Annotated in this window: 26 protein-coding genes; 9 read left to right on the top strand and 17 right to left on the bottom strand. The window is 64.7% G+C overall.

Going from position 1 to position 24,937, the window contains the following annotated elements; translation table 11 throughout:
• Window positions 1-68 precede the first annotated feature (68 nt).
• Complete coding sequence (locus ACSR1C_RS00400) at window positions 69-800, top strand: metallophosphoesterase (RefSeq protein ID WP_460257343.1); 732 nt, start codon at window positions 69-71, stop codon at window positions 798-800.
• Between the two features lie 135 nt (window positions 801-935).
• Entirely contained in the window at window positions 936-1,976 is a 1,041-nt protein-coding gene (locus tag ACSR1C_RS00395) for a TRAP transporter substrate-binding protein (RefSeq protein ID WP_460257342.1), read from the top strand.
• 31 nt (window positions 1,977-2,007) lie between these two features.
• Here the strand turns inward: ACSR1C_RS00395 and rsmD are convergent, their stop codons facing one another.
• Together rsmD and ACSR1C_RS00385 are read right to left on the bottom strand one after the other, a co-directional pair.
• Entirely contained in the window at window positions 2,008-2,568 is a 561-nt protein-coding gene (gene rsmD / locus ACSR1C_RS00390) for a 16S rRNA (guanine(966)-N(2))-methyltransferase RsmD (RefSeq protein ID WP_460257341.1), read from the bottom strand.
• A complete protein-coding gene (locus ACSR1C_RS00385; protein WP_460257340.1) occupies window positions 2,565-3,776 on the bottom strand; it encodes an NAD(P)/FAD-dependent oxidoreductase in 1,212 nt (403 codons plus the stop codon). Before ACSR1C_RS00385 ends, rsmD begins: the two co-directional genes overlap by 4 nt.
• A gap of 88 nt (window positions 3,777-3,864) precedes the next feature.
• Between ACSR1C_RS00385 and ACSR1C_RS00380 the strand changes: the two genes are divergently transcribed.
• Window positions 3,865-4,353, top strand: a complete 489-nt coding sequence (locus ACSR1C_RS00380) for a redoxin family protein (protein WP_460257339.1) — start codon at window positions 3,865-3,867, stop codon at window positions 4,351-4,353.
• Between the two features lie 53 nt (window positions 4,354-4,406).
• Here ACSR1C_RS00380 and ACSR1C_RS00375 read toward each other — a convergent pair whose 3' ends face one another.
• The 7 genes from ACSR1C_RS00375 to ACSR1C_RS00345 all read right to left on the bottom strand — a co-directional run bounded on the left by ACSR1C_RS00375 (window position 4,407) and on the right by ACSR1C_RS00345 (window position 11,119).
• Window positions 4,407-5,261: a mechanosensitive ion channel family protein gene (locus ACSR1C_RS00375; RefSeq protein WP_460257338.1), complete on the bottom strand. Its 855-nt coding sequence runs from the start codon at window positions 5,259-5,261 to the stop codon at window positions 4,407-4,409.
• The gene (locus ACSR1C_RS00370) at window positions 5,261-5,557 is read right to left on the bottom strand and encodes a 4a-hydroxytetrahydrobiopterin dehydratase (protein WP_460257337.1); all 297 of its coding nucleotides are present in this window, start codon (window positions 5,555-5,557) and stop codon (window positions 5,261-5,263) included. Before ACSR1C_RS00370 ends, ACSR1C_RS00375 begins: the two co-directional genes overlap by 1 nt.
• The gene (locus tag ACSR1C_RS00365) at window positions 5,554-6,738 is read right to left on the bottom strand and encodes a GNAT family N-acetyltransferase (protein WP_460257336.1); all 1,185 of its coding nucleotides are present in this window, start codon (window positions 6,736-6,738) and stop codon (window positions 5,554-5,556) included. Before ACSR1C_RS00365 ends, ACSR1C_RS00370 begins: the two co-directional genes overlap by 4 nt.
• A 49-nt stretch (window positions 6,739-6,787) precedes the next feature.
• Window positions 6,788-7,561 (bottom strand): glycerophosphodiester phosphodiesterase family protein, encoded by a 774-nt coding sequence (locus ACSR1C_RS00360; protein WP_460257335.1) that lies wholly within the window; start codon window positions 7,559-7,561, stop codon window positions 6,788-6,790.
• Window positions 7,558-8,022, bottom strand: a complete 465-nt coding sequence (locus ACSR1C_RS00355) for a RidA family protein (RefSeq protein WP_460257334.1) — start codon at window positions 8,020-8,022, stop codon at window positions 7,558-7,560. Before ACSR1C_RS00355 ends, ACSR1C_RS00360 begins: the two co-directional genes overlap by 4 nt.
• A 68-nt stretch (window positions 8,023-8,090) precedes the next feature.
• Window positions 8,091-9,386, bottom strand: coding sequence for an HlyD family type I secretion periplasmic adaptor subunit (locus tag ACSR1C_RS00350; RefSeq protein ID WP_460257333.1), 1,296 nt, complete (start codon window positions 9,384-9,386; stop codon window positions 8,091-8,093).
• A complete protein-coding gene (locus ACSR1C_RS00345; protein WP_460257332.1) occupies window positions 9,383-11,119 on the bottom strand; it encodes a type I secretion system permease/ATPase in 1,737 nt (578 codons plus the stop codon). Before ACSR1C_RS00345 ends, ACSR1C_RS00350 begins: the two co-directional genes overlap by 4 nt.
• A gap of 183 nt (window positions 11,120-11,302) precedes the next feature.
• On the opposite strand from ACSR1C_RS00345, the gene ACSR1C_RS00340 reads away from it, so the two are divergent.
• Genes ACSR1C_RS00340 through ACSR1C_RS00330 form a run of 3 tightly spaced genes read left to right on the top strand, consistent with a single transcriptional unit; the run spans window position 11,303 to window position 13,041 of the window.
• Window positions 11,303-12,049, top strand: coding sequence for an MlaA family lipoprotein (locus tag ACSR1C_RS00340; protein ID WP_460257331.1), 747 nt, complete (start codon window positions 11,303-11,305; stop codon window positions 12,047-12,049).
• Window positions 12,039-12,644: an MlaC/ttg2D family ABC transporter substrate-binding protein gene (locus ACSR1C_RS00335; protein WP_460257330.1), complete on the top strand. Its 606-nt coding sequence runs from the start codon at window positions 12,039-12,041 to the stop codon at window positions 12,642-12,644. Before ACSR1C_RS00340 ends, ACSR1C_RS00335 begins: the two co-directional genes overlap by 11 nt.
• A 7-nt stretch (window positions 12,645-12,651) precedes the next feature.
• Window positions 12,652-13,041, top strand: coding sequence for a hypothetical protein (locus ACSR1C_RS00330; RefSeq protein WP_460257329.1), 390 nt, complete (start codon window positions 12,652-12,654; stop codon window positions 13,039-13,041).
• Here ACSR1C_RS00330 and ACSR1C_RS00325 read toward each other — a convergent pair.
• Entirely contained in the window at window positions 13,038-15,209 is a 2,172-nt protein-coding gene (locus ACSR1C_RS00325; RefSeq protein WP_460257328.1) for a transglycosylase domain-containing protein, read from the bottom strand. The genes ACSR1C_RS00330 and ACSR1C_RS00325 overlap by 4 nt on opposite strands.
• Before the next feature lie 261 nt (window positions 15,210-15,470).
• Between ACSR1C_RS00325 and ACSR1C_RS00320 the strand changes: the two genes are divergently transcribed.
• Window positions 15,471-15,809 carry a P-II family nitrogen regulator gene (locus ACSR1C_RS00320; protein WP_460257327.1) on the top strand — a complete coding sequence of 113 codons (339 nt, stop codon included), beginning with the start codon at window positions 15,471-15,473 and terminating at the stop codon, window positions 15,807-15,809.
• Between the two features lie 29 nt (window positions 15,810-15,838).
• Window positions 15,839-17,161, top strand: coding sequence for an ammonium transporter (locus tag ACSR1C_RS00315; RefSeq protein WP_460257326.1), 1,323 nt, complete (start codon window positions 15,839-15,841; stop codon window positions 17,159-17,161).
• Between the two features lie 114 nt (window positions 17,162-17,275).
• On the opposite strand, the gene ACSR1C_RS00310 is transcribed toward ACSR1C_RS00315, so the two are convergent.
• The 5 genes from ACSR1C_RS00310 to dapA all read right to left on the bottom strand — a co-directional run bounded on the left by ACSR1C_RS00310 (window position 17,276) and on the right by dapA (window position 21,288).
• Window positions 17,276-18,460, bottom strand: a complete 1,185-nt coding sequence (locus ACSR1C_RS00310; RefSeq protein WP_460257916.1) for an amino acid aminotransferase — start codon at window positions 18,458-18,460, stop codon at window positions 17,276-17,278.
• Window positions 18,461-18,465: 5 nt separating this feature from the next.
• Window positions 18,466-19,317 (bottom strand): 3-mercaptopyruvate sulfurtransferase, encoded by an 852-nt coding sequence (gene sseA, locus ACSR1C_RS00305; protein ID WP_460257325.1) that lies wholly within the window; start codon window positions 19,315-19,317, stop codon window positions 18,466-18,468.
• A gap of 100 nt (window positions 19,318-19,417) precedes the next feature.
• Window positions 19,418-19,708, bottom strand: a complete 291-nt coding sequence (locus ACSR1C_RS00300; RefSeq protein WP_460257324.1) for a hypothetical protein — start codon at window positions 19,706-19,708, stop codon at window positions 19,418-19,420.
• Between the two features lie 123 nt (window positions 19,709-19,831).
• Window positions 19,832-20,308, bottom strand: a complete 477-nt coding sequence (gene smpB / locus ACSR1C_RS00295; protein ID WP_460257915.1) for an SsrA-binding protein SmpB — start codon at window positions 20,306-20,308, stop codon at window positions 19,832-19,834.
• 104 nt (window positions 20,309-20,412) lie between these two features.
• Window positions 20,413-21,288: a 4-hydroxy-tetrahydrodipicolinate synthase gene (gene dapA / locus ACSR1C_RS00290; protein ID WP_460257323.1), complete on the bottom strand. Its 876-nt coding sequence runs from the start codon at window positions 21,286-21,288 to the stop codon at window positions 20,413-20,415.
• A 146-nt stretch (window positions 21,289-21,434) separates the two neighbouring features.
• Between dapA and ACSR1C_RS00285 the strand changes: the two genes are divergently transcribed.
• A complete protein-coding gene (locus ACSR1C_RS00285) occupies window positions 21,435-23,375 on the top strand; it encodes a lytic transglycosylase domain-containing protein (protein ID WP_462563445.1) in 1,941 nt (646 codons plus the stop codon).
• Here ACSR1C_RS00285 and ACSR1C_RS00280 read toward each other — a convergent pair.
• Together ACSR1C_RS00280 and mnmC2 are read right to left on the bottom strand one after the other, a co-directional pair.
• Window positions 23,372-24,244 (bottom strand): DMT family transporter, encoded by an 873-nt coding sequence (locus ACSR1C_RS00280; RefSeq protein ID WP_460257321.1) that lies wholly within the window; start codon window positions 24,242-24,244, stop codon window positions 23,372-23,374. The genes ACSR1C_RS00285 and ACSR1C_RS00280 overlap by 4 nt on opposite strands.
• The gene (mnmC2, locus tag ACSR1C_RS00275) at window positions 24,241-24,918 is read right to left on the bottom strand and encodes a tRNA (5-methylaminomethyl-2-thiouridine)(34)-methyltransferase MnmC2 (RefSeq protein ID WP_460257320.1); all 678 of its coding nucleotides are present in this window, start codon (window positions 24,916-24,918) and stop codon (window positions 24,241-24,243) included. Before mnmC2 ends, ACSR1C_RS00280 begins: the two co-directional genes overlap by 4 nt.
• Window positions 24,919-24,937 lie beyond the last annotated feature (19 nt).

Raw genomic sequence — 24,937 nt, 5'->3', positions numbered from 1 at the left:
GGATGAACAGTTTTCGGGCCCGTCGCAGTGCAAAGCGCCGGGTCCGTTTCATTTGAAAGGCGGAAAACATGCGTACATATGCGATTGGCGATATCCACGGGCATCTGGACAAGCTGCACGCGGTGCATGGCTGGATCGACCGGGACAAGGCACAAACCGGCGACGCGCAGGCGCCGGTGGTGCATGTCGGCGATCTGGTGGATCGCGGGCCGGACGTGCCCGGTGTGCTGGATTTCCTGATCGCGGGGCAGGCGGCGGGTGCGCCCTGGGTGGTGCTGAAGGGCAACCATGACCGGATGATGTGGCATTTCCTGCAAGCGCCGCCGCAGCCTGATCCGCTGCGCGACGATCTTCACTGGTTGCAGGACAATATCGGCGGGCGCCAAACGCTGGCGGGTTACGGCATCGACGTATCCCGCAAACGCCGGGCCGAGGAGATTCACGCCGAGGCGCGCGCGGTGGTGCCGCAGGCGCATATGACACTGCTGGGCGGCCTGCCGACCCATTTCCGGTTAGACAGCGTCTATTACTGTCACGCGGGCATCCGGCCCGGTGTGCCGCTGGCCGATCAGGCCGAGGATGATCTGGTCTGGATTCGCGGTGAATTTCACAACGACCGGCGTGATCACGGGGCGCTGATCGTGCATGGCCATACCCCGGTGGATGAGGTCACGCATTACGGCAACCGGCTGAACCTGGATACCGGCGCGGCCTATGGCGGTCCGCTGTCGGCCGTGGTGATCGAGGATGGCACGGTCTGGAAGATCACGGCGGCGGGTCGGGTGCATATACGCGCTTGATTCACAATACTATTTTGACCATCTGGTCCAGATGCGAGCGATTTGCACCTTTTGGCAATAGCCATTAGGTAACGTCCCAGCCGCGCCGATCTGGCCGTGGCGACCCCGTTGACCGATCAAAAGGAGGCTCGCGCGATGCAGCGACTTCTCAAATCCGCAGCCCTTGCCCTGTTCACCGCCACTGCTGCCACGGCGGCCGCCGCACAGGAGGTGACGCTGCGCTTTCAGCATTTCGTGTCGCCCTTGTCGGCGAATCCGAAATATTTCCTTGAACCTTGGGCGGAAAAGATCGCGCGCGACTCGGGCGGACGCATCAAGGTCGAGATTTATCCCTTCATGCAGCTTGGTGGCAAAGCGCCCAGCCAGTATGACCTGATCCGCGACGGTGCGATTGACGGTGGCTGGGTCATTCCCGGCTATCAGCCGGGCCGCTTCCCCGAGGCAGAAGCGCTGGAACTGCCCTTCATGGTCACCAAAAGTGCCGAGGAGGCGTCGAAAGCGGCCTGGGTCTATGCCCAGAAATACCTGATGGACGATTTCAGCGACGTGCACCTGATCGCCGCGCATATGCATGGTCGCGGTATCGTGCACAAGAAAGGCTCCGCCATCGCTACGGTCGAGGATTTCGCAGGCCTGAAACTGCGCGGCCCGTCGCGCCCGGCCACCTTGCTGCTGAAAAAGCTGGGCGCCACGCCGGTCGGCATGGCCGTGCCCGCCTTTCCCGAGGCACTGGCCAAGGGGGTGCTGGATGGCGGTGTGATCACCTGGGACATGGCGCCGTCGCTGAAGCTGGACGAGCTGGCCGACAGTCATACCGACGTGGCGGGGGAAAATTCGCTGTATAACCTCTTTTTCATCTGGGCGATGAACAAGGCGAAATATGACAGCCTGCCGGATGATCTGAAGGCGGTGATCGACGCCAATTCCGGCTACATGGCGTCGGCCTGGGCCGGGCAGGCGTATGATATCGGCGATGTCGAAGCGCGCGCCTATATCGCCGCCTCCGGCAACGAGATCGCCGAACTGGGCACCGCCGAAACCGCCCGCATTCGGGCGCTGGGCGATGTGGTCACCGCCGAATGGATCGCCGAGATGGACGCCAAGGGGCTGGACGGTACGGCCATGGTCGCCGATGCCCGCGCGGCGGTGCAGGTCACGCGCGACGCGCAGGATTGAACACGGCCGGGGCCGGCCTGCGGGCTGGCCCCTATGCGTGCTCCAGGATCGTGATCACCGTGTCGCCGTATTTGCGGCTGTCCAGCAGGGTGAACCCCACGGGCGGCTCTTGCGGCGCGTTCTCTTCCCACACCACAAGGGCGCCTTCGGCCAGCCAGCCGCCTTCGCGGGCTGCGGCCAGCGCCGGCGCGCCCAGTCCTTTGCCATAGGGCGGGTCGAGGAAGATCAGGGTGAACGGCGCGCCGCGGTTCTCGCCCAGCCGGGTGGCGTCGCGGCGATACAGCTTGGTCACCCCCATGGCGCGGCATTTCTCGACATTCTCGCGGATCAGGGCGCGCGCCTTGACGCCGTCATCGACAAAGGTCACATGCGCCGCGCCACGCGACAGCGCCTCCAGCCCCAGCGCGCCGGTGCCCGCGAACAGATCCAGCACCCGCGCGCCCGTCACCGGGTCGCCGTAACCGCCATTCAGCAGCAGGTTGAACAAGCTTTCGCGCACCCGGTCGCTGGTGGGGCGCAGATGCGCGCCCGCATCCCCGGCCCCGACCGAGGCCAGCGTCAGGCCCCGGTGCTGCCCCGCGATGATTCTCACGCCGTCAGCAGCGCCTTGAGATCGGTTCCGGGGGTGGCCATCACCGCTGGCGCTGGCGAATTCCCGGCCTCAATCAGTCGCTTGCCGATCATATAGGCGCGCGGGTCGTTCATCGCGTCCACCGCCATCAGCGTGTCGCCCTGATAATACCAGTGGCTGACCGCGCCTTCCTTGTCACCGGGGCGTACCACGATCCGGTCATAGCCGGTATTCAGACCGGCGATCTGCAGTTTGACGTCATACTGATCCGACCAGAACCACGGGAACGGCGCATAGTCCTTGCCCGCACCCAGCATGTTCTGGGCCACCAGTTCGGCCTGATCGATGGCGTTCTGTACGCTTTCCAGCCGGATGCGCCGCCCCTTGTATGGGAAGCTCGCGCAATCGCCCGCCGACCAGATCGACGGGTCAGAAGTGCGGCCCTGCGCATCCACCGCGATCCCGTTGTCCAGATCCAGCCCGGCGGCCTCGGCCAGCGCGGTGGCGGGGGTGATTCCGACGCCGACGATCACCAGATCAAGCTCCAGCTCGCTGCCGTCGGTCAGCCGCGCGCCGGTGACATGGGTGTCACCCAGCAGCCGGTCCAGCCCGACGCCTTCGCGCAGATCGACGCCGTGCGATTTGTGCAGCGCGCGGAAATAGTCGGATGTCTCGGGTGCGGCGACCCGCTGCAGGATGCGGTCGGACATTTCCACCAGCGTCACCTTCAGCCCGCGGCTGGCGGCCACGGCCGCAGCTTCCAGCCCGATATAGCCGCCGCCGACGATCAGCACGCGCGCACCTTCGACAAAGGCGGGGGCCATGCTGTCGGCATCATTCAGGGTGCGCATGACATGGACGCCGTCCAACTCTCCGCCGATGGCGCCGGGCAGGCGGCGCGGCACCGAGCCGGTGGTCAGCGCAAGCTGGTCATACTGGATCGCCTGACCGCCGGCGATCACGACCTTTTCCTTGCGGTCGATGGCGATTGCGGTGTCGGACAGGCGCAGGTCGATCCCGTTCTCGGCGTAAAAACTATGCGGGCGCAAATACAGCCGCTCTTTGGGCATGTCGCCCAGCAGGTATTTTTTCGACAGCGGCGGGCGCTGGTAGGGCGGGGCGCCCTCTTCGCCGATAAGGGTGATCTGCCCGGTGAACTTGAGCGCGCGCAGCTTGGCGACAAGGGCGCAACCGGCCTGACCGGCGCCTATGGCAACAATATGTGTCATTCTTATTCCGGCCTTTCCCAACTGGTTCGCGCGCGCCAACATCCTATATCCCCCCAAGGGAACAAAGCGCAATGCAGGAGGACACAGAATGACGATTTCGGTGGGCGACAGGTTGCCCGACGCAACTTTGGTGAAAATGGGGCCAAACGGCCCCGAAGAGGTGCCGCTGGCCGACAAGCTGCGCGGCCGCAAAGTGGTGATTTTCGCGGTGCCGGGCGCGTTCACCCCGACCTGCCATTCAGCGCATCTGCCCAGTTTCATCCGCACCCGCGACGCGTTCGCGCAAAAGGGCGTGGACGAGGTGATCTGCCTGTCGGTCAACGATCCGTTCGTGATGCAGGCCTGGGATGCGGCAACCGGCGCAGGCGCGGCCGGTGTCACCCTTCTGGCGGATGCGGGCAGCGTGTTCACCACCGCGACCGGGATGGCGTTTTCCGCGCCGGCGGCGGGGCTGATGGCCCGGTCCAAACGATATGCGATGCTCGTGGACGACGGCATCGTGACCGTGCTGAACCAAGAGGCAACCCCCGGTCAGTGCGAGGTGTCGGCCGGCGAGGGTCTGCTTGCGTCGCTTTAGACGGGCCGTGAAAAGGATGTGCCGGGGCGCGGATCGTGGCGCCCCGGCCCCGGTCATGCCTCGGCGGATTTTTCCATGATCAGGGTTTGCGTGGGGAACGGAATGTCCACGCCGCCCGCATCCAGCGCCTCTTTGACCTTGCGTTTCATATCGGCCTGATAGGCGAAGAAATCGCTGCTTTTGACCCAGACGCGCACCAGAAAATCCACCGAACTGCTGTTCAGGGCGTTGACCTGAATGAAGGGTTCGGGCGCGGCCATGCTGCGCGGATCGCTCATGATCGTGTCGTGGATGATGCGTTCGGCATCGGCCAGACTGGCGCCATAACCCACACCGAAGGTCCATTCGGCCCGGCGCGTGTCATAGCTTGAATAATTGGTGATTGTGTTGCCCCAGACCTGCGAATTGGGGATGATGATCTGCACATTGCCGACCGAGGCCAGCTCGGTGAAATTCAGGGTGATGTCCTTGACCGTGCCCATCTGGCCGCTGACCTCGACGAAGTCGCCGGTCTTGAAGGGCCGGAAGAAAATGATCATCACCCCGGCGGCCACGTTCGACAGCGTGCCCTGCAGCGCCAGGCCGACGGCCAGGCCGGCGGCACCGATCACGGCGACGATTGATGTGGTCTGTATTCCGAAGGTGTTGAGGACGATCAGGACCGCGAACACCAGAATCGTATAACGCACCACATTGGCCAGGAAGTTGAACAGCGTGATGTCCAGGCGTTGGTGTTTTTCGCCCAGCCCGCGGATGCGCCCGCTGGCCCAGCGTGACAGGATCGCCCCGGCCAGCAAGATCAGTACCGCCGCCAGCACGTTGCCGGTGACAGAGGCCAGAAATTCCAGCGTCAGCACGTCGCCCAGCGTCTTGCCGTCGATGATTTCGGTGGTCAGCAGTTTTTCCATCAATTCGCCAGTTCGTCCATTTTCCGTGCCAGTTTCAGATCGCGCTCGGTCAGTCCGCCCGCGTCATGGGTGCAAAGCGTCACCTCTACCGTTTTGTAGACATTGCACCATTCCGGGTGATGGTTCCATTTCTCGGCCCATAGCGCAACGCGGGTCATCCAGCCGAACGCGGCGGTGAAATCGGCAAAGCTGAATGTCTTGGCAATGGCATCGCGCCCGTCCGCCATGTTCCAGCCCGCGTCCAGCAGCGGCGGCAGGGCGGTTTCGCGCTGTTCATGCGTCAATTTGTCGCTCATTCGTCCTCCGTCAGGGTCTTCTTGAAGGGGCCATAGCTGGTCAGCACCTCGATCTCTTCGTCCACCGCGTCGCGCTCGGCCCGCAGGTATTGCGCGATCGCTTGGGCAAAGCCGTCGTCCGCGACCCAGTGCAGCGAATGGGTCGGCGTGGGCAGATAGCCGCGCGCCAGCTTGTGCTCGCCCTGCGCGCCGGCCTCGACCCGGTTCAGGCCCTGCGCAATCGCAAAATCGATGGCCTGATAATAACAGGCCTCGAAATGCAGGCAGGGGTGATCCTCGATCGCGCCCCAGTAGCGCCCGAACAGCGCATCGCGCCCGATAAAGTTCAGCGCGCCGGCCACCTCGTGCCCGCCGCGTTCGGCCATCACCAGCAGGATATCGTCGCGCAGCACCTCCTGCGCGATGTCGAAAAACGCGCGTGTCAGATAGGGGGTGCCCCATTTGCGCGCGCCGGTATCCTGATAAAAACGCCAGAACGCGTCCCAATGTTCCGGTGTGATCGCATCGCCGGTCAGCATCCGTATGGTGCCGCCGAAACCTTGCGCCGTCGCGCGTTCCTTGCGGATATTCTTGCGCTTGCGCGATGATAACGAGGCCAGGAAATCGTCGAAACTGCCGTAGCCCGCATTCAGCCAGTGGAACTGCTGGCTGGCGCGGTGCATCAGACCCATTTTCTGGCCGGCCTCGGCCTCTTGAGCGGTACAGAAAGTGATATGCAACGACGACAATTCGTTTTCGGCGGCCAGTTGCACCGCGCCCTGCACCAGCGCGGCCTGCGCCAGTTCCGCATATTCGGGGCGCACCAGAAAGCGCCGCCCGGTGGCGGGTGTGAAGGGCACCGCGATCTGCAGTTTCGGATAATAGCGCCTGCCCGCGCGTTCAAAGGCGTGGGCCCAGTTGTGGTCGAAGATATATTCGCCCTGACTGTGGGTTTTCGCATAAAGCGGTGCCGCCCCGATCACCGCCCCGTCCAGCCAGACGGTCAGATACCGCGGCTGCCAGCCGGTGCCCCGCCCGACCGATCCGCTTTGCTCCAGCGCCAGCAAAAAGCGGTGGGTGGTGAACGGATCATACGCCCGCCCGCCATCGGCGGTTTCGGGGCAGGCGCACCTGTCCCATTGCCCGGCCGGAATTTGGGCCAGGCTTGTCAGCACATTGATTTCGACCTGCGTTTCCGGCATCTGCCCCTGCCTGCGTTCCTGACAATAGTTGGGGTCGCGCTGCGCTGCGTCAAGCGCCCGGCAGGCGGGCGGAATATCCCTCGAACGTCACATTCTGGGCGACCTGCCGGGCGCGCGCCTCGTCCAGGGGCGAGCGGATCGTCCAGCACAGCACTGCGGCGCCCTTGTGCTGTTTCAGTTCGGCCACCCGTCGGCGGGACAGATCGCGCGCGTTGTGGCTGATGAACGACGCGCCGACATCGTCGTAATCGGGGATGCGGCGCAGCCGGTTGCGGGTGGCGGCGGGCAGGCGCGGCCAGTTCGTCACGCTATAGCCGCAGGTGGTCAGACCGCGCGGCAGGTCGGGCGCGGCCTTGGCCAGCGCGGCCACCGAATGGGGGTTGAACGACATCAGCGCCACGTCGCCGGCATAGCCACGCAGATCGGCGGCGACGGCCTGTTCCAGCGGGCCCACCTGCGCGCCCATCGCGCCGTCCTGATCCTTGATCTCTATCAGTAGCGGCACCCGTCCCGCCACCAGTTCCAGAATCTCGGCCAGGGTCGGGATACCCTCTTCGCCGCCCAGCAAGCCGATCCGGTCCAGCTCTGCCGCCTTGAATTGTCGCACGGCGCCCTTTGCCCCGGTCAGGCGCTTCAGATCGTAGTCGTGAAAGACCATCGCCGCGCCATCGGACGAAGGCTGAATGTCGATCTCGATCCCGTACCCGGCCTGCACCGCCGCCCGCACTGCCGCGCGCGAATTTTCGGGCCGTCCGGCGGCGCGGTCGTGAAAGGCGCGGTGCGCGAGGGGCTGACGCAGGAAACCGGGGGGCAGCGGGATCATCTGATTTCGAAGATCCCCTCGATTTCCACAGCGACGCCAAAGGGCAGCGACGCCGCGCTGACGGCCGAGCGCGAATGCCGCCCCGCGTCGCCCAATGCCGCCACCAGGAAATCGGACGCGCCGTTCACCACCTTGGGCTGATCGCCGAAATCGGCGGTGGAATTGACGAAGCCGGTCAGCTTGACCACCCGGACCAGTCGGTCCAGATCGCCGCCGCAGGCCGCCTTGACCTGGGCCAGCAGCCCGATCGCGCAGGTTTTCGCCGCGGCCGCGCCGGCCTCGACCGTCATGTCGTCGCCCAGCTTGCCGGTAATGAACGCGCCATCGGCCATCGAGACCTGCCCCGAGACGAAGACCAGATCGCCCGAAATCACATAGGGTACGTAATTGGCCGCAGGCGCCGGGGCGTCGGGCAGGGTGACGCCGATTTCGGCCAGACGGGTTTCGAAGGTGCCGCTCATTTTCTTTTCTCCCACCGTTGAATTTACATGGACGCTAGCGGTGCCGTGCGACGGGGGAAACCGGAAAATCAGCTTTCGCGGAAGGCGCGGTTGAAATAGACCGCCAGCGGTTTCACCAGATAGGCCAGCGGCGAGCGGTCCGTGGTCCGGATAAACGCCTCGACCGGCATCCCCGGCACGATTTTCTTATCGCCCAGTTTTGTCAGCTCATCCGGGTCCAGCACGATTTCGGCACTGTAATAGCTGGCATTGGTGCGCTCGTCGACAAAGGCATCGGCCGAGATTTTAACCACCTGTCCGGTCAGTTCCGGGGTGGTGCGGCTGTCGAACGCGGCAAATCGCAAGGTGACAGGCTGACCGACGAAAACCTCGTCCACGTTGATCGTGTCAATACGCGCGTCGATCACCAGCGGGCGGTCCTGCGGCACGATGTACAGCACCGGTTCGGCGGCGCGGATCACGGCACGCGGCGCAAAGACCGTCAGGCCGTAAATCACGCCCGAAACCGGTGCACGCAGGTCCAGCCGGTCCAGCCGGGCGCGCAGCGAGCTGCGCTTTTCAGCCAGTTCCAACTCGCGGTATTGAAGATCGCGCAGGCGGGTAATGGCGTCTTCGCGCCGGGCGGTGCCCAGCTTCAGCATCTCGATTTCGGTTTCGGTGATGCGGCCCTGCGCCTGCGCTGCCTGCGCGGTCAGTTCCCCCACTTCACCGCGCAGCCGTGCCTCTTCGCGTTGCAGTGACAGCACGCGCGAGGCCTGCGCCAGTCCCTTGTCCAGCAGGCTTTGCTGATCGGTCAATTCGCGCCGGATCAGCAAAAGCTGGCTTTCCAGCGCTTCCTGCTGGGCGTTGATGCCAAGCACCTGATCGGCGATTTGCCCGCGCTGTTTTTCAAGCTGCTCCAGCGCCTTGGCGTTGCTTTCGTTGCGGGCAAGGAACAGCCGCTGTTGCCCGCCGGTCAGATCGGCGATTTCGGGGCGGTCGGCACTGATGCGCAGCAATTCGGGGTCGAAACTGATCGTATCGGCGCCGTCCCGCTCGGCCTGAAGCCGTCCGCGCCGGGCCATCAGTTCGAACAACTGGTTTTCGACGATCGACAGTTCGGAACGCAGCTGTTCCTCGTCCAGCCGGATCAGCACATCGCCGGCGATCACGGTGTCGCCCTCCTGCACCTCGATCCGTGCGACCACACCGCCATCGGGGTGCTGCACCACCTGACGGTTCTGATCGACCTTGACCTGCCCGCTGGCGACGATCGCGCCCGAGATATTGGCCAAAACCGTCCAGGTGCCAAAACCGCCCAGCAACACCACCAACGCCAGAAACCCAAGGATCAGCGGCGCGCGGGCCGACCAGCGGGGCGTCATGCGATCCCTCCGATCCCGCGGGCGCGCTGGATATCGGCGTGGTTCTTGACGGTGCCGCGCAATACCTCATCGCGCGGGCCGAACGCCTTCAGTGTTCCGCCTTCCAGCACCAGCAGCATGTCGCATTCCTGAATCGCGGCGGGGCGATGGGCCATGATCAGCACCGAATTTCCCGCCGCTTTGATCTGCCGGATCGCGGTGTTCAGCGCGGCGGACCCGTCATTGTCGAGATTCGAGTTGGGTTCGTCCAGCACCAGCAGAACGGGATCGCCATACATCGCGCGGGCCAGACCGATGCGCTGAATCTGCCCGCCCGACAGCCGCCCCCCGGCCGAGGAGACACGGGTATCATAGCCATCGGGCAGGTGCAGGATCATCTCATGCGCGGCGGCCTTCTGCGCCGCCTGAACCACCTGTGCGGCATCGGGCTTCAGCGCCAGCTTGGCGATGTTTTCGGCGATGGTGCCATCGAACAGGCTGACCCGTTGCGGCAGATAGCCGATATGCTGGCCCAGCACATCCGCGTCGTATTGATCAAGCGCCGCCCCATCCAGCCGGATACGGCCCCCGGCGGGGCGCCAGACCCCGGTCAGCGCGCGCGCCAGTGTCGATTTTCCGCTGCCCGAGGGGCCGATCACGCCCACCGCCTGCCCGGGTTGCACGGCAAAGGACAACATGCGCAGCGACGCCTGGCTTTCACCGGGGGGCACCACGGTCAGCTGCCGCACATCCAGCAGGGCGCGGGGCCGGGGCAGGGCGGTGCGCGGTGCCTCGGCCGGGAAATCGGTCAGCAGTTCACCCAGGCTGCGCCAGCCCTTCACCGCGCCCTGCAACAGGGCCCATTGGCCGACGGCCTGTTCCACCGGGGCCAGCGCCCGGCCCATCAGGATCGACGAGGCGATCATTGCGCCCGCCGTCACCGCGCCCTTCAGCACCAGCCAGGCCCCCAGTGCCAGCATCGCCGATTGCAAAAACAGGCGGAACGTTTTGGTCAGGGTCGTGAACAACCCCGCCCTGTCGGCGGCCGAAAGTTGCAGCGCCTGGGCGTTCAGCCGGTTCTGCTGCCACCGGGCAAAGGCCGCGCCCTGCATGCCCAGGCTGCGCACGGTTTCGGCCTCGGTTCGCAACTGACCGGCCAGATGCTCGGCCTGGGCGGCGGAAAGCTGTGCCTCCTGCACGGGGGTGCGGGTGCGCCACTGGTTCAGCAGCGCCACCAGAATCAGCGCACCGCCCCCGCTGACCGCAAGTGTGCCCAGAAGCGGGTGAAAGATGAAGACGCCCAGCAGAAAGACCGGCGTCCAGGGAATGTCGAAAAACGCCAGAAGCACGGGCGAGGCCAGCAGGCGCTGGACCGCCTCCAGATCGCGCAGGGCGTTGGTTTGTGCCTGCCCCCCCTTGGCCAGCGCGGCCCGGCGCAGCGTTGCCGAAAATACCCGCCCGTCCAGCAAGGATTGAAACCGTGCTGCCGCGCGTGCCGTCACCCGGCCGCGGGCATAGTCAAGCACCCCCATGATCAGGAATAAAAACGCCACCAGCGCGAAAAGCGCGATCAGCGTCTCTTCGGACCGGCCGCCCAGCACGCGGTCATAGACCTGCAGCATGAACAGCGGGCCGGTCAGCATCAGCAGGTTGACGAACACGCTGAACAAAAACGCCGCGGCGAACAGTCCGGACCCGTCGCGCCATGCGGCGCGCAGTTCCGACAGGCCTGCATTCGCGTTTGATCTTCGCATCGCCATTTACTTGTCGTTCCTGTAGAATTGCCTGCGCAAAGACCCGCTTATGTCACCTGTTGGCCACAGGTCACGCCATTGTTTGACCCGGTCCTCTGGGTTTCTGCCATGGCTACACTATGTTGCCGAAAACTATGAACTAACGCTTGCGAAAGCCATTGTTTTTTTGAGGAACACCCGAGCATGACCCGCCTCCTGCACCTGACCCTGGCGCTGGCCACCGCCGCGCTGAGCGCTTGTGGCACCCCCGAGGGGGCCGGGGAGTTTAACGACCCCTATGAGACACAGAACCGCGAAGTGCATGAGGCCAACACCAGTCTGGACCGCAGCATCGTGCGGCCGGTATCGCAGGCGTATGGCACCGCCGTTCCGCACCCGGTGCGCCGCAGCGTCGGGAATTTCGCCGGCAACCTGTCGCTGCCTGGGATGGTCGTGAACGATCTGCTTCAATTCCGGCTGGAGGATGCGGCGGTCAACACCTCGCGCTTTTTGTTCAACTCGACCATCGGACTGGCCGGCCTTTTCGATCCTGCCAGTTCGATCGGGATCACCGAGCGGTCCACCGATTTCGGCGAGACGCTGCATGTCTGGGGCGTGGGCGAAGGCAATTATGTGGAACTGCCGATCTTCGGCCCGTCGACCGAGCGCGACGCAGTCGGCATGATCGTCGATACCGCGATGAACCCCGTCAGCCTGTTCCTGCCCAGCACAGAGCGCAGCGTGGCGGCCGCGACGAAGGTCGCCGCGAAGGTCGGGCAGCGCTATCAGTTCTCGGATTCCGTGGATTCCATCCTATATGAGAGTGCGGACAGCTATGCGCAGGCGCGGCTGCTGTACCTGCAAAGCAGACGCCATGCGCTCGGCGGTAACGAAGAACCGATTTACACGGACCCCTATGCCGACCTGTATGAGGACCCCTATGCTGAATAACATGACCCGCCGTTCGGTGTTGGCCGGGCTTTTGCCCACTGTCGCCGCTCTGGCGCTGCCGCTGCCGGCCTTGGCGCTGAACACCGCAGAAGCCAGGGCGCTGATCGACAGCCTGGTGAACGAGATCAACCGGGTGATCAACTCGGGCCGATCCGAACGGCAGATGTATGGCGATTTCGAAAAGATCTTCGATACCTATGCCGATGTGCCGATCATCGCCCGGTCGGCGCTGGGCGTCGCCGCGCGTTCCGCCACGCCGTCGCAGATGGCGGCGTTCACCGAAGCGTTCCGCGTCTATATCTCGCACAAATACGGCAAACGGTTCCGCGAATTCATCGGCGGGCGGCTGGAGGTGGTCAGCGCAAAGCCGGTCAAAAGCTTCTATGAGGTCAAGACCACCGCCTTTTTGCGCGGCGAAGAGCCCTTCGACGTGACCTTCCTTGTTTCGGACAAAAGCGGGCGGGATCTGTTCTTCAACATCTTCATCGAAGGCGTGAACATGCTGGTGTCGGAGCGGACAGAGATCGGCGCAATGCTGGATCAGCGCCACGGCGATCTGAACGCGTTGACCCGCGATCTGAAAACGGCGGCCTAGGCTGACGGTGCGGGCCTATCCGGCGGCACTGGCGCTTGGTCTGCTTGTCGCAGCCCCCGCGGCCGGTGCGCCGGAAGGCTTTGATGGGCTCTACCGGCAGGGGCCCGACGCCAATTGCACGGTGACCGGCGTCGAGGGCGGCGCCCTGAAAATCGAAGACGGCGTTTTCCATGGCGTCGAGATGCAGTGCCGGATGGAAAACCCGGTGGATGTCCGCGACATGGATGCGGCGCTGTATGACATGAGTTGCAACGGCGAAGGTTCGGCCTGGACCGCGCGGGCGCTGTTCATGCATGCGGCCGATGGCGGGCTGATCATGGTCTGGAACGGCTATGCCTTCAAATATGACCGCTGCCCCGGCCCGGCTGATGCCGCCGCCGGGGCCGCCGATCCCTAGCGTTTGCCCAGAATGGACCGCAGCACATCAATCAGTACCCGTTCCGCCGAATCGTCGCGGGGCTTCTGGCGGGTCGTGACCTGCGGCGCCTGTTCGGTCTGACGCACCGGCGTGATCACCGGCGCGGGGACGTCCATAGGCAACGGGCTGGCGGGCAGGCCATCGGTGACCCGCACCATCGTTTCGCGCCAGATCTCGGCAGGCAGCCCGCCGCCGGTCACGCCTGACAGCGGTGTGTTGTCGTCATAGCCCATCCAGACCCCGACCACGTAATCGGCGGTGAATCCGATGAACCATGCATCGCGGGCGGCCTGTGTGGTGCCGGTCTTGCCGGCGGCCTCGCGCCCTGGCAGCCTGGCGCGCTGGCCGGTGCCCTGCTCGATCACCTGATGCATCATATAGGTCAGGCTGCGCGCCGCGCGTTCGGAAATCACCCGCTCGCCCATGCCGCCCTCCTGCCCGATCAGCGGGGTGTCGTCGCCCTGCAGGCGCAGCTCGACCAGGCCATAGGGTTTCACGCTCAGCCCGCCATTCAGGATGCCGGCATAGGCGCCTGTCATCTCGATCAGCGTTGATTCCGACGTACCCAGCGCGATCGCCGGCCCCACCGCCAGATCGCTTTCGATGCCGAAATCGGCGGCGATCTTGCGCACATTCTCGCGCCCCACTGATTCCGACACGCGGATCGCCGGGATGTTCAGCGAATGCGCCAGCGCCTGGGTCAGGGTCACACGTCCCTTGAAATCCTTGGTATAATTCTTGGGCGTGTAGGGCCCCGAACCCGGCACATTGATGGTGATCGGTTCATCGACCACGGTGGCGTTGGGCGTGAACCCCAGATCAAGCGCGGCGGCATAGACGAAGGGCTTGAACGCCGACCCAGTCTGGCGCAGCGCCATGGTGGCCCGGTTGAACGCGCCCGAGACCTTGGTCTTGCGCCCGCCGACCATCGCCCGCACCGCCCCGTCGGCCGACATCACAACAATCGCGGCCTCGGCCTTGGAGCCGTCCCGGACCTTGGTTTCGAATACCTCTTTCAGGGCATCCTCGGCGGCCCGCTGCAGATGCGGATCGAAGGTGGTGCGGATGATCACATCCTCGGTCGTGTCGCTGGTCAGGAAGGACGGCCCGCTTTCCATCACCCAATCGGCGAAATAGCCGCCCGCCCGCGCGGCGGCGGCCTCGGACAACTCGGCCGGGTGGGTGCGGGCGTCGTCGGCCTGCGGCGGCGTCAGATATTTCTGGTCCTCCATCAGGCCGACGATCACGTTGGCCCGGTTTTGCGCGCGTTCCAGGTTGTTGGTCGGCGCATAGGTCGAGGGCGCCTTGAGAAGCCCGGCCAGCATCGCCGCCTCTGCGGCGTTCACCTGGTTGGCGGATTTGCCGAAATAGCGTTCGCTCGCCGCTTCGAACCCGCGTGCGCCGGCACCCAGATAGGCGCGGTTCAGATAAACCGTCAGAATCTCGTCCTTGGAATATTTCACCTCCATCGCCATGGCAAAGATTGCCTCTTTGACCTTGCGCCAAAGCGTGGTGCGGCGGCAGTCGGCCTCGTACTCGGCCTCGGTCTTCCATTGCGCGGTGTCAAAGGGCACGCCAAGGCACAACAGCTTGGCCGATTGCTGGGTGATGGTGGACCCGCCATTGCCCGACAGCGGCCCGCGCCCTTCGCGCAGGTTGATGCGGATCGCGCTGGCAACACCGCGCGGATCGACCCCGAAATGGCCATAGAAGCGTTTATCCTCGGTCGCGACCACGGCCTGCTTCAGCACCGGCGCTACCGTGTCGGCGGTGATCTGGCCGCCGAACTGGTCGCCGCGCCAGGCGAACACCGCGCCGTCGCGGTCCAGCAGCGTCACGGATCCGCGTGTGCGCCCGTCCAGTAACGCATCGACCGGCGGCAGGGTTGATGTGAAATACAGCACACCGCCCGCGATCAGCAGCGCCACAACCAGCGCAATGCGCGAGGTGATTTTCCAGATTAGCCCAAAGATCCAGCCGATGATTCGCCGAAAGAACGCGACCACCGGATTGCGCGGCTTTGCGCGGGTTTTCGGCTTGCGCGCCGCAGCGGCCCGCCGGGGAGCAGGTTTCTTTGCTGGCTTTTTTGTTTTGGAATTACGCCGATCGGCCACCAGAGGTGGTTTTCGTCCGCCCGTGCCGCTCATGCCGACCCCGATACCTTTATTGCTCTTTGCGGCAGAATACCGAACCCGAACGGGAATGTGGAGCCGTCAGACCTCTGCGGACCCGAGTTTTCATTTCGCACAGTATTTGCGCATTTGTGCCAAATTGTTCAAATGTTGTGCACTCTATGTGCGAATTCGTCACCGATTTGTTACCAGATTTCTTGTGCCAAAGACACGAACCGGCCCTTCTTGCCCCGTGAAATCCCCGCAGGGCGACCTGCCAAACGGAAGGGTAACGACGTGAAACTGATCATTGCAGCAATCAAGCCGTTCAAGCTGGAGGAGGTAAGGGAAGCCCTCACCGCCATCGGCGTGCGCGGCATGATGGTGACCGAGATCAAGGGCTTCGGCTCGCAGTCCGGCCATACCGAAATTTACCGCGGCGCAGAATACGCTGTGAATTTCGTTCCCAAGGTCAAGCTGGAGATCGTGGTCTCCGCGGCCATGGCTGACCAAGTAGTGGAAACCATCGCAACCACCGCCAAAACCGACAAAATCGGCGACGGCAAAATCTTTGTCCTCGATGTCAGCCAAGCCGTGCGCGTGCGGACGGGCGAGACCAACGACGACGCGCTTTAAGGCCGTCATCGGGAAAGGAAGTAACGGAAATGAAACTGACCAAGATTCTCACCCTCGGGACGGCCCTGTCGCTGGTGGCGCTGCCCGTTCTCGCACAGGAGGCGGACGTAACGCCCCCGAACGAGGAAATCGGCTATATCTTCACCACCTTCATGTTCCTCGTCACCGGTTTCCTGGTGATGTGGATGGGCGCGGGTTTCTCGATGCTCGAGGCCGGCCTCGTGCGCCAGAAGAACGTGACGATGCAGTTGATGAAGAACATCTCGCTCTTCGCGATTGCTGCGATCATGTATTACCTGATCGGTTATAACCTGATGTATCCGGGCGACGGCTGGACCATCCCCAACGTTCTGGGCGCGTTCGCCCCGACCGCGCTGGAGCCCGTCGGCGGCAGCGCCGATACCGATCTGACCTATGCGTCGGTGGGTTCGGATTTCTACTTCCAGCTGATGTTCTGCGCCACCACCGCGTCGATCGTTTCGGGCACCCTGGCCGAGCGTATCAAGCTGTGGCCCTTCCTGATCTTCACGGTCATCCTGACCGCGTTCATCTACCCGATCCAGGCGTCCTGGAAATGGGGCGGCGGTTTCCTGGATGCCAACTATGGCTTCCTGGACTTCGCTGGTTCGACCGTTGTTCACTCGGTCGGTGGCTGGGCCGCTCTGGCGGGCGCGCTGATCCTGGGTCCGCGTATCGGCAAGTACAAGGACGGCAAAACCGTTCCGATGCCGGGTTCGAACCTGACGCTTGCCACGCTGGGTACGTTCATCCTGTGGCTGGGTTGGTTCGGCTTCAACGGTGGTTCGCAGCTGTACATGGACACCGCAGGCAACGTGGCTGACATCAGCCGCATCTTCGCCAACACCAACACGGCCGCTGCCGGCGGGGCCATTGCCGCGCTAATCCTGACGCAGCTGCTGTACAAGAAGCCCGACCTGACCATGGTGCTGAACGGCGCACTGGCCGGTCTGGTGTCGATCACCGCCGAACCGCTGACCCCCGGTCTGGGCGCGGCAACGCTGATCGGTGCCGTTGGCGGTATCCTGGTGGTTCTGGCGGTTCCGATTCTGGACAAGCTGAAGATCGACGACGTAGTCGGCGCGATCCCGGTTCACCTAGTCTGCGGTATCTGGGGCACCATCGCGGTGGTCCTGACCAACAGCGACGCCACCCTTGGTGGTCAGCTGATCTCGATCGTCATCGTCGGTGTGTTCGTCTTCGTGGTGTCCGCCATCGTGTGGACTATTCTGAAGATGACCATGGGCATCCGGGTTCCGGAAGAAGACGAGATCATGGGCCTCGATATGGCCGAGCTGGGTATGGAAGCATATCCGGAATTCTCGAAAGGCTGACCTCCCTTCCTGTCAGTCTGAGACCAACTGCCCGGGCGTTCGCGCCCGGGTTTTTTTGTTGCGCCGAAGGCTGTTATGCCTCCGGCGGGGATATTTTCGCAAAAGCTGAAGGGGTCAGATGCCGCAGCGGGCGATGGCGGCGGCCAGCGTGGGGATGTTGTCCGGCGTCAGCCCGGCGATATTCATCCGGCTGTCGCCGATCATGTAGATGCCGTGCTCTTCGCGCAATTGCGCCACCTGCTCGGGCGTGGCGCCAAGGCGCGAGAACATGCCGCGATGCTGGGCCAGAAAACCGAAGCGGTCCGACCCGGTCACCCGGCGCAGCTCGGTGGCCAACTGTTCGCGCAGGGCCAGCATCCCGGTGCGGATCTCTTCCAGTTCGGTCTGCCAGTCGGCCCGTAGCGCGGGGTCGTTCAGGATCATCGTGACCAGCCGTGCGCCGTGATCGGGCGGAAAGGAATAGCTGAGCCGGTTCAGCATGGTCAGGTTGCCCTGGGTCAGATCGCGCGTCTGCGCGTCGGGGGTCAGCGCCAGAAGCACACCGGCCCGTTCGCGGTAAAGCCCGAAATTCTTGGAACAGCTCGCGGCGATCAGCACCTCGGGGCATTGGGCGGCGATCAGGCGGGTGGCGGCGGCGTCATCGTCGATGCCGTCGCCGAAGCCCTGATAGGCGATGTCGATCAGCGGCAGCGCGCCGCGTTCGGCCAGCAACTTCGCCACCTCGCGCCATTCGGGCAGGGTCAGGTTGGCGCCGGTCGGGTTGTGGCAACAGCCATGCAGCAACACCACATCGCCCGGCTGCACCCGGCCCAGATCGGTCATCATCGCGGCGAAATCCACCGCGCGGCTTTCGGTGTCGAAATAGCGGTATTCGGCCAGCGCCAGCCCGACGTGACGGATGATCGGCGGATGGTTCGGCCAGGTCGGGTTCGAGATCCAGACCGTGGCGCCGGGGGCGGCCTTTTTCACCAGCGCCAGCGCGATATGCACAGCCCCCGTGCCGCCCACGGTGGCCGCCGCCGCGATCCGGTCCATCGGTGCGGCGTTGCCCAGAATCAGCCCGGCCATAGCATGGTGAAAGCCCGGATCCCCCGCCAGCGCGGTATACCTTTTGGTGGTTTCGGCCTGCCACAACTGGCGCTCGGCCTCTTTCACCGCGCGCATCACCGGGGTCTGCCCCTGTGCGTTACGGTAGACGCCAACACCCAGATCGACCTTGCCGGGGCGGGGATCGCTGCGGAATATGTCCATCAGCCGGATGATCTGATCCTGGGGCTGCGGGGTCAGCGCGGAAAACAGATGGCTCATCCCTTCACGACCTTCAGATCGCCATACATGCCCCATTCGGCCCAGGACCCGTCGTAAAGCGCGTGATCAGGCTTGCCGATCCGTTCCAGCGCCAGATTGAGGATCGCGGCGGTGACGCCCGAGCCGCAACTGGTAATCACGGGTTTCGACAGATCGACGCCCGCGCCTGTGAACACCGCTTTCAGCGCGGCGGGCTCTTTCATCGTGCCGTCGGCGTTCAGCAGGGTGGCGAAGGGTACGTTTTTCGAATTCGGGATATGGCCCGAACGCAGGCCTGGCCGAGGCTCGGGCACCTCACCGCGGAACCGGTCGGCGGCGCGGGCGTCGACGATTTCGTAATCGCCCAGCTTGGCGGCGGCGGCGACCTGGGTCACATCCTTGATCAGATGCGCCTGGCGGCGGACGGTCATGTGCCGGTCCTTGACCAGGGGCGGCAAATCCTCGACCCGGTGGTCCTCGGCCAGCCATTTGGGAAAGCCGCCGTCCAGAACGGCAACGTCGGTCTTGCCCATCAGCCGGAACAGCCACCACACACGGGCGGCGGAAAACAGGCCCGCCCCGTCATAGACCACCACCTGATGGCCGTCGCCCACGCCCATGGCGCGCATCCGGCTCATGAATTTGTCGATCGGCGGCGCCATATGTGGCAGGCCCGAGCGCAGATCGGCTATCTCGTCTATGTCAAAAAAGCGCGCGCCGGGAATATGGGCCGCGTCATACTCGGCCTTCGGATCGCGCTTCGCGTCGGGCATGTACCAGGACGCATCCAGCACCCGCAGATCGGGATCGCTCAGATGCGTGGCGAGCCAGTCGGTGGAGACAAGGGTTTGCGGATCGTCAGCGGGCATTCTGGCCTCCGGCACGGGAATTCATCGGTTTTGCTTAGAACGGCAACCGGCCCGAGGCAAGGCCGCGCGCACCCGTGACAGGCGCGCGCGGGGGGTGGCGTTACTTTGCCACGGCGTTCTTGATGGCGCCGACCACGGCCATGACCACCGCGCCACCGGCACCGCCGGCCGCGATATCACCGACGATCGCGCCGATATCCATCCCGCCGCCCGCGGCTGCGTCGGCCATGCCGCCAGCGCCGAGCATCGTCAGAAGTTGTGCGCCAAGCCCGCCACCGACAAGCCCGGCGACAGAGTTGCCCAGCGTGCCGAGGTTGAGGTTTTTCAGCAGGCCGCCGGCGACGTTGCCGCCAATCACGCCCGATATCAGGCTGATGATAAGCTGTTCCATGATATGTCCCTTCCTTCGGGTCAGGACGTTATTGAATTGATTGACTGCCGAACCCTGACCCACCCTTCGGCGGGCACAGAATGCCACAAAAACCGATTTGGTCCCAAAGGGAAGTTTGCCGGCCTATTCCCCGTGCCGCAGCAGGCGCGCCTTCTGGCGCTGCCAGTCGCGGGCGGCCTCGGTCGCGCGTTTGTCCTGATTCTTCTTGCCCTTGGCGATGCCGATCTTCAGCTTCGCCACGCCCTTGTGGTTGAAATACATGACCAGGGGCACCAGCGTCATACCCTTGCGCTGGGTGTCGGACCACAGCCGGGCCAGCTGTTTGCGCGATACCAGCAGCTTGCGCTTGCGGCGTTCGTCATGGCCGAAGGTCTTGGCCCGGTCATAGGGGGCGATATAGCTGTTGATCAGCCACAGTTCGCCCTCTTCGACATTGGCATAGCTTTCGGCGATATTGGCGCCGCCTTCGCGCAGCGACTTCACCTCGGACCCTTCAAGCATGATGCCGCATTCTATGTCATCCTCGATGGCATAGTCATAGCGTGCGCGCCGGTTCTCGGCGATCACCTTGTAATTGGGATCTGATTTCGTGTTGGCCATGGTCGCACGGATATAGGGCATCGCGCGCGCCGGGGAAAGACCGGGCGCGCACGGAATATGTGGCGGCAGGGCGATGCCCGCCGCGCGAAAGGGTCAGGTTCGGGTCAGTTCACCAGACCGGCATGGCGCATCGCATCGTCGATTCTGGCGCGGGTGCCTTCGGTCACCGGGGTCAGGGGCGAGCGGACCTCTTCGGCACATTTGCCCAGCCGCGACAGCGCGTATTTCGCGCCCGAGACGCCGGGCTCCAGGAAGATCGCCATGTGCAGCGGCATCAGCCGGTCCTGATATTCCAGCGCCTTGCCATAGTCGCCGGCCAGCGTGGCCTGCTGGAATTCCGCGCACAGGCGCGGCGCCACATTCGCGGTGACGGAAATGCAGCCGACCCCGCCATGGGCGTTGAAGCCAAGCGCGGTCCCGTCTTCGCCCGACAGCTGAATGAAATCGGTGCCGCAGGTGATCCGCTGCTGCGGGACGCGGCTCAGGTCGCCGGTGGCGTCCTTCACCCCAAGGATGCGGGGCAGTTTCGCCAGCGTGCCCATGGTTGCGGGCGTCATGTCCACAGCCGAACGGCCGGGGATGTTGTAGATGATGATCGGCAGTTCGCAGCAATCATGCGCCGCGGTGAAATGCGCGATCAGCCCGGCCTGGGTGGGTTTGTTGTAATAGGGCGTCACCACAAGCGCGGCGTCGGCGCCGACCTTTTCGGCATGCTGCATCAGGCGAATCGTTTCGGACGTGTTGTTTGACCCCGCGCCGGCAATCACCGGAATGCGCCCGGCGACGGCTTTCACCACCTCTTCGACGACCATTTCGTGCTCGGCATGGCTGAGCGTGGGGCTTTCGCCCGTCGTGCCGACGGGCACCAGCCCGGTCGAACCTTCGGCGATATGCCACTCGACCAGCGCCTTCAGCGCATCGCGATCCACTGCGCCGTCCTTGAACGGCGTCACCAGGGCTGGAATGGACCCTCTGATCATGACACGCTTCCTCCTGTATACTTCCGGTGATGGGGTGAGTCGCCCCGATGCAAACGCGGCGGACCCTAGACGCCCGAACGGCAGTTGCCAAGTTTGTGTGTTGAGCCTGATAGGGCGAAGTGAGAGTTTTGGCAAATCATCCCTCAATGCCGGTTCCTATGCGCCTGTTCCCCGCCCTGATCTGTTTCGTCCTGCTTCTGCCCGGTCTTGCCATGGCGCGGGCGGATGCACCAATGGCCCGTGTGATGGCTGCCGTGCGTGCCGACGACTGGGATCAGGCCCGCACCCTGGCCCGGCCCGAGGGGCGCGTGGCGCTGGATATCGTCACCTGGCGCTATCTGCGCGCGGGTGAGGGGGCATTCACCGATTACCGCGATTTCCTGACCCGCAACGCCGACTGGCCGGGGCTGGACCGGATCCGCGCCCAGGGCGAAGGTGTGCTGCCCGAAGGGGGCGACCCGAACGCGGTGCTGGCTTATTTCGACGGCGCGGCACCGGTCACCGGCATTGGCGGCCTGCGCCTGACACAGGCCTATGCGGCGTTGGGGCGCAAGGGCGACGCCCAGGCGCAGGCGGTGCTGACCTGGCGCACCCTGCCGCTGTCGGCCCCGGCCTATGCGGCGCTGCTGGATGGTTACGGCCCGCTTCTGGCGCCGCATCATGTGGCGCGGCTGGATGCGATGCTGTGGCAGGGCGCGGAGGAGTCTGCCCGGTTGATGCTGCCGCTGGTGCCCGAGGGCTGGCGCACCCTTGCCGTGGCGCGGATGACGCTGCGCGCCTCGGGCCCCGGCGTCGATACGCTGATCGAGGCGGTACCGGGCGATCTGACCGCCGATGCGGGGCTGGCCTATGAGCGGTTCCAGTGGCGCGTGCGCAAGGGCCGCACCGAAGACGCCGCCGCCCTGTTGGACGAGCGCAGCATTTCCGCCGCCGTATTGGGCCAGCCCGACCGCTGGGCCGGCTGGCGGCGCGTTCTGGCCCATCAGGCGATGCGCGACGGCAAGACTGAACTGGCCTATCGTCTGGCCGCCAACCACTTTCTGATCGCGGGGTCGGACTACGCCGAACTGGAATGGCTGGCCGGGTTCATCGCCCTGCGCCAGTTGAAGGAACCCGAGGTCGCGCTGGCCCATTTCCGCCGGTTCGAGGCCGCCGTTGAAACCCCGATCAGCCTGGGCCGCGCGGGCTATTGGCAAGGGCGCGCGTTGGAGGCGCTTGGCCGTGCCGACGCGGCACAGGCGGCCTATGCCATGGGCGCGCGGCACCAGACCAGTTTTTATGGCCAGCTTGCCGCCGAAAAGGCGGGGCTTGCGATGGACCCCGCCCTGATCGGAGCCGAAACCTATCCGGACTGGTCGCAGGCGTCCTTTGCGGGTTCGTCCGTGCTGCAAGCGGCGCTTTTGTTCATCAAGGCCGACGAGCGCACCCTGGCGCAAATGTTCCTGACCCATCTGGCCGAAACCGCCGGACCGGTGGAGCAGGCGCAGCTGGCCGGGCTGGCCCTGTCGCTGGACGAGCCGCATATCGCCCTGCGCATCGCGAAAGAGGCCGCCGGACGGGGCAACGTCCTGCCGCGTGCCTATTTCCCGCTGACGGATCTGTCCAAAACCGATCATCCGGTCCCGGATGAGCTGGTCCTGTCGATCGCCCGGCGCGAAAGCGAGTTCAACCCGACCGCCGCCAGCGGCGCGGGGGCGCGCGGGCTGATGCAGTTGATGCCGGGCACCGCGCAGGCCGTCGCGGCAAAGCTGGGGGTCGATTATTCCGGCGCAGCCCTGTTCGAGCCCGCCTATAACGCCCGTCTGGGCGCGGCCTATCTGGCCGAGTTGATCGAAGAGTTCGGCCCGAATTACGTTCTGGTCGCCGCGGCCTATAACGCGGGCCCCAGCCGCGCCCGCGCCTGGATCGCGGATCGCGGCGATCCGCGTTCGGCAGGCGTCGACGTGGTGGACTGGATCGAGATGATCCCGTTCCGCGAGACCCGCAACTATGTGATGCGGGTGACGGAATCGCTGGCCATCTACCGCGCCCGGCTGTCGGGAAAGGTCGCGCCGTGGCGGCTGTTGACCGAGTTGAAGGACAGCTAGCCGCTGCTGCCGACCCGTTCGCGCCACAGGGTGAACAGCCCGGCGCCGATCACGATCACCGCGCCGATGGCGACGTTGGGTTCCAGCGTTTCGTGGAACACGCTCAGGCCCAGTATGGTGACGAAAACCAGTTGCAGATAGGCGAAGGGTTGGACCGCGCTGGCCTCGGCCACCTCATAGCATTTGATCAGCAGGAAATGCCCCAGCGCGCCGGTGATGCACAACAGGCCCATCCAGCCCCAGTCGCCCGTGCTCATCGGTTCCCAGAACCACAGGCCGACGGCGGTCATCGCGACCGATCCGGTGACCCCGGTCCAGAAGAAACTGGTGGCCGCCGTGTCTTTGCGCGCCGCATAGCGGGTCAGCAACCCGTAAAGCGCAAACATCAGCGCCGCCGCCAGCGGGATCAGCGCGGCGGGTGAAAATACATGGTAGCCGGGTTCCAGGATGATCAGCACACCCGCGAATCCGATGCCGATCGCCACCCAGCGCCGCCAGCCTACCTTTTCGCCCAGGACAGGCCCCGACAGGGCGGCCACCAGCAGCGGATAGCTGGTGAACACCGCGTGGCTTTCCACCAGGCCCAGCACCACGAAGGCGGCGACCATCACGCAGATTTCGGTCGTCAGAAGCAGCCCGCGAAAGATCTGTAACAGCGGCTGTTTCGTTGCCGCCGCCGCCCGGACCCCGCCGGCCTGCCGCGCGCCCACCACGATCACGAAGGCCGCGAAGAACCAGTAACGGATCATCACCACCATAAGCACGTTGTATTCCCCCGCCAGATGGCGCGAGATACCGTCCTGCATGGCAAAGACGAAGGTTGTGGCGATCATCAACAGGATGCCCAGCCGGGTGTTCTGTTCGGTCATGCGGGCAGCTTTCCGGTGGTCATGTGCCGCTTGCGGCCAAACCCTGAACGGCGTTCAATCTGAAACCCCGCCGCCGCCAGCGCGCGGCGCACATGGCCCGCGGCGGTATAGGTGGCAAGGGTGCTCTCCGGCGCGGTATGGCGCGCGACCTGCGCCATCAGCGCGTCATCCCACAGCTCGGGGTTCTTGGCGGGGGAAAAGCCGTCCAGAAACCACGCATCGGCCTGGCCCGGCCAGCGCGGGAGTGTCGCGCGTGCGTCGCCGATCACGATCTCGGCCTTCAGGTCTTCGGTTTCGATCCGCCGCGCACCTGTGGCCCAGGCATCCAGGAACGGCCCGGCCACGGCGGCGGCCTCGGGGAAGGCGGTCAGGGCGCGGGCGATGTCGTCGGCGGCCATCGGGAATGCCTCGAAGCTGGTAAAGCGCAGCGGCCCGGCCACGCCGCTGCCGCGCCAGGCGATCAGCGCCGCCAGCATGTTCAGCCCGGTACCGAAGCCCAGCTCGGCGATATGGAAACCGGGCCGGAATCGCGCGGGCAGGTCATTGCCGCCCAGAAACACATGCCGCGTTTCCGCCAGCCCGTTTTCGAGCGAGAAGTAGGGATCGTCGAACTGGCGCGACACCGGCGTGCCGCCGTCCTTCCAGTCCAGGTCTGCGTGCTGGTCTGTGTGCATGGGATGCCTTACATGCGGG

The organism is Actibacterium sp. D185-2 (assembly GCF_054954595.1).
This window is presented reverse-complemented; position numbering and strand designations above follow the sequence as displayed.

Bases quoted from the DNA above. Each gene is read 5' to 3' on its own strand.
- ACSR1C_RS00400 (WP_460257343.1), top strand. From the start codon at position 69: ATGCGTACATATGCGATTGGCGATATCCACGGGCATCTGGACAAGCTG.
- ACSR1C_RS00395 (WP_460257342.1), top strand. From the start codon at position 936: ATGCAGCGACTTCTCAAATCCGCAGCCCTTGCCCTGTTCACCGCCACT.
- ACSR1C_RS00385 (WP_460257340.1), bottom strand. From the start codon at position 3,776: ATGACACATATTGTTGCCATAGGCGCCGGTCAGGCCGGTTGCGCCCTT.
- ACSR1C_RS00380 (WP_460257339.1), top strand. From the start codon at position 3,865: ATGACGATTTCGGTGGGCGACAGGTTGCCCGACGCAACTTTGGTGAAA.
- ACSR1C_RS00375 (WP_460257338.1), bottom strand. From the start codon at position 5,261: ATGGAAAAACTGCTGACCACCGAAATCATCGACGGCAAGACGCTGGGC.
- ACSR1C_RS00370 (WP_460257337.1), bottom strand. From the start codon at position 5,557: ATGAGCGACAAATTGACGCATGAACAGCGCGAAACCGCCCTGCCGCCG.
- ACSR1C_RS00365 (WP_460257336.1), bottom strand. From the start codon at position 6,738: ATGCCGGAAACGCAGGTCGAAATCAATGTGCTGACAAGCCTGGCCCAA.
- ACSR1C_RS00360 (WP_460257335.1), bottom strand. From the start codon at position 7,561: ATGATCCCGCTGCCCCCCGGTTTCCTGCGTCAGCCCCTCGCGCACCGC.
- ACSR1C_RS00355 (WP_460257334.1), bottom strand. From the start codon at position 8,022: ATGAGCGGCACCTTCGAAACCCGTCTGGCCGAAATCGGCGTCACCCTG.
- ACSR1C_RS00350 (WP_460257333.1), bottom strand. From the start codon at position 9,386: ATGACGCCCCGCTGGTCGGCCCGCGCGCCGCTGATCCTTGGGTTTCTG.
- ACSR1C_RS00345 (WP_460257332.1), bottom strand. From the start codon at position 11,119: ATGCGAAGATCAAACGCGAATGCAGGCCTGTCGGAACTGCGCGCCGCA.
- ACSR1C_RS00340 (WP_460257331.1), top strand. From the start codon at position 11,303: ATGACCCGCCTCCTGCACCTGACCCTGGCGCTGGCCACCGCCGCGCTG.
- ACSR1C_RS00335 (WP_460257330.1), top strand. From the start codon at position 12,039: ATGCTGAATAACATGACCCGCCGTTCGGTGTTGGCCGGGCTTTTGCCC.
- ACSR1C_RS00325 (WP_460257328.1), bottom strand. From the start codon at position 15,209: ATGAGCGGCACGGGCGGACGAAAACCACCTCTGGTGGCCGATCGGCGT.
- ACSR1C_RS00315 (WP_460257326.1), top strand. From the start codon at position 15,839: ATGAAACTGACCAAGATTCTCACCCTCGGGACGGCCCTGTCGCTGGTG.
- sseA (WP_460257325.1), bottom strand. From the start codon at position 19,317: ATGCCCGCTGACGATCCGCAAACCCTTGTCTCCACCGACTGGCTCGCC.
- ACSR1C_RS00300 (WP_460257324.1), bottom strand. From the start codon at position 19,708: ATGGAACAGCTTATCATCAGCCTGATATCGGGCGTGATTGGCGGCAAC.
- smpB (WP_460257915.1), bottom strand. From the start codon at position 20,308: ATGGCCAACACGAAATCAGATCCCAATTACAAGGTGATCGCCGAGAAC.
- dapA (WP_460257323.1), bottom strand. From the start codon at position 21,288: ATGATCAGAGGGTCCATTCCAGCCCTGGTGACGCCGTTCAAGGACGGC.
- ACSR1C_RS00285 (WP_462563445.1), top strand. From the start codon at position 21,435: ATGCCGGTTCCTATGCGCCTGTTCCCCGCCCTGATCTGTTTCGTCCTG.
- ACSR1C_RS00280 (WP_460257321.1), bottom strand. From the start codon at position 24,244: ATGACCGAACAGAACACCCGGCTGGGCATCCTGTTGATGATCGCCACA.
- mnmC2 (WP_460257320.1), bottom strand. From the start codon at position 24,918: ATGCACACAGACCAGCACGCAGACCTGGACTGGAAGGACGGCGGCACG.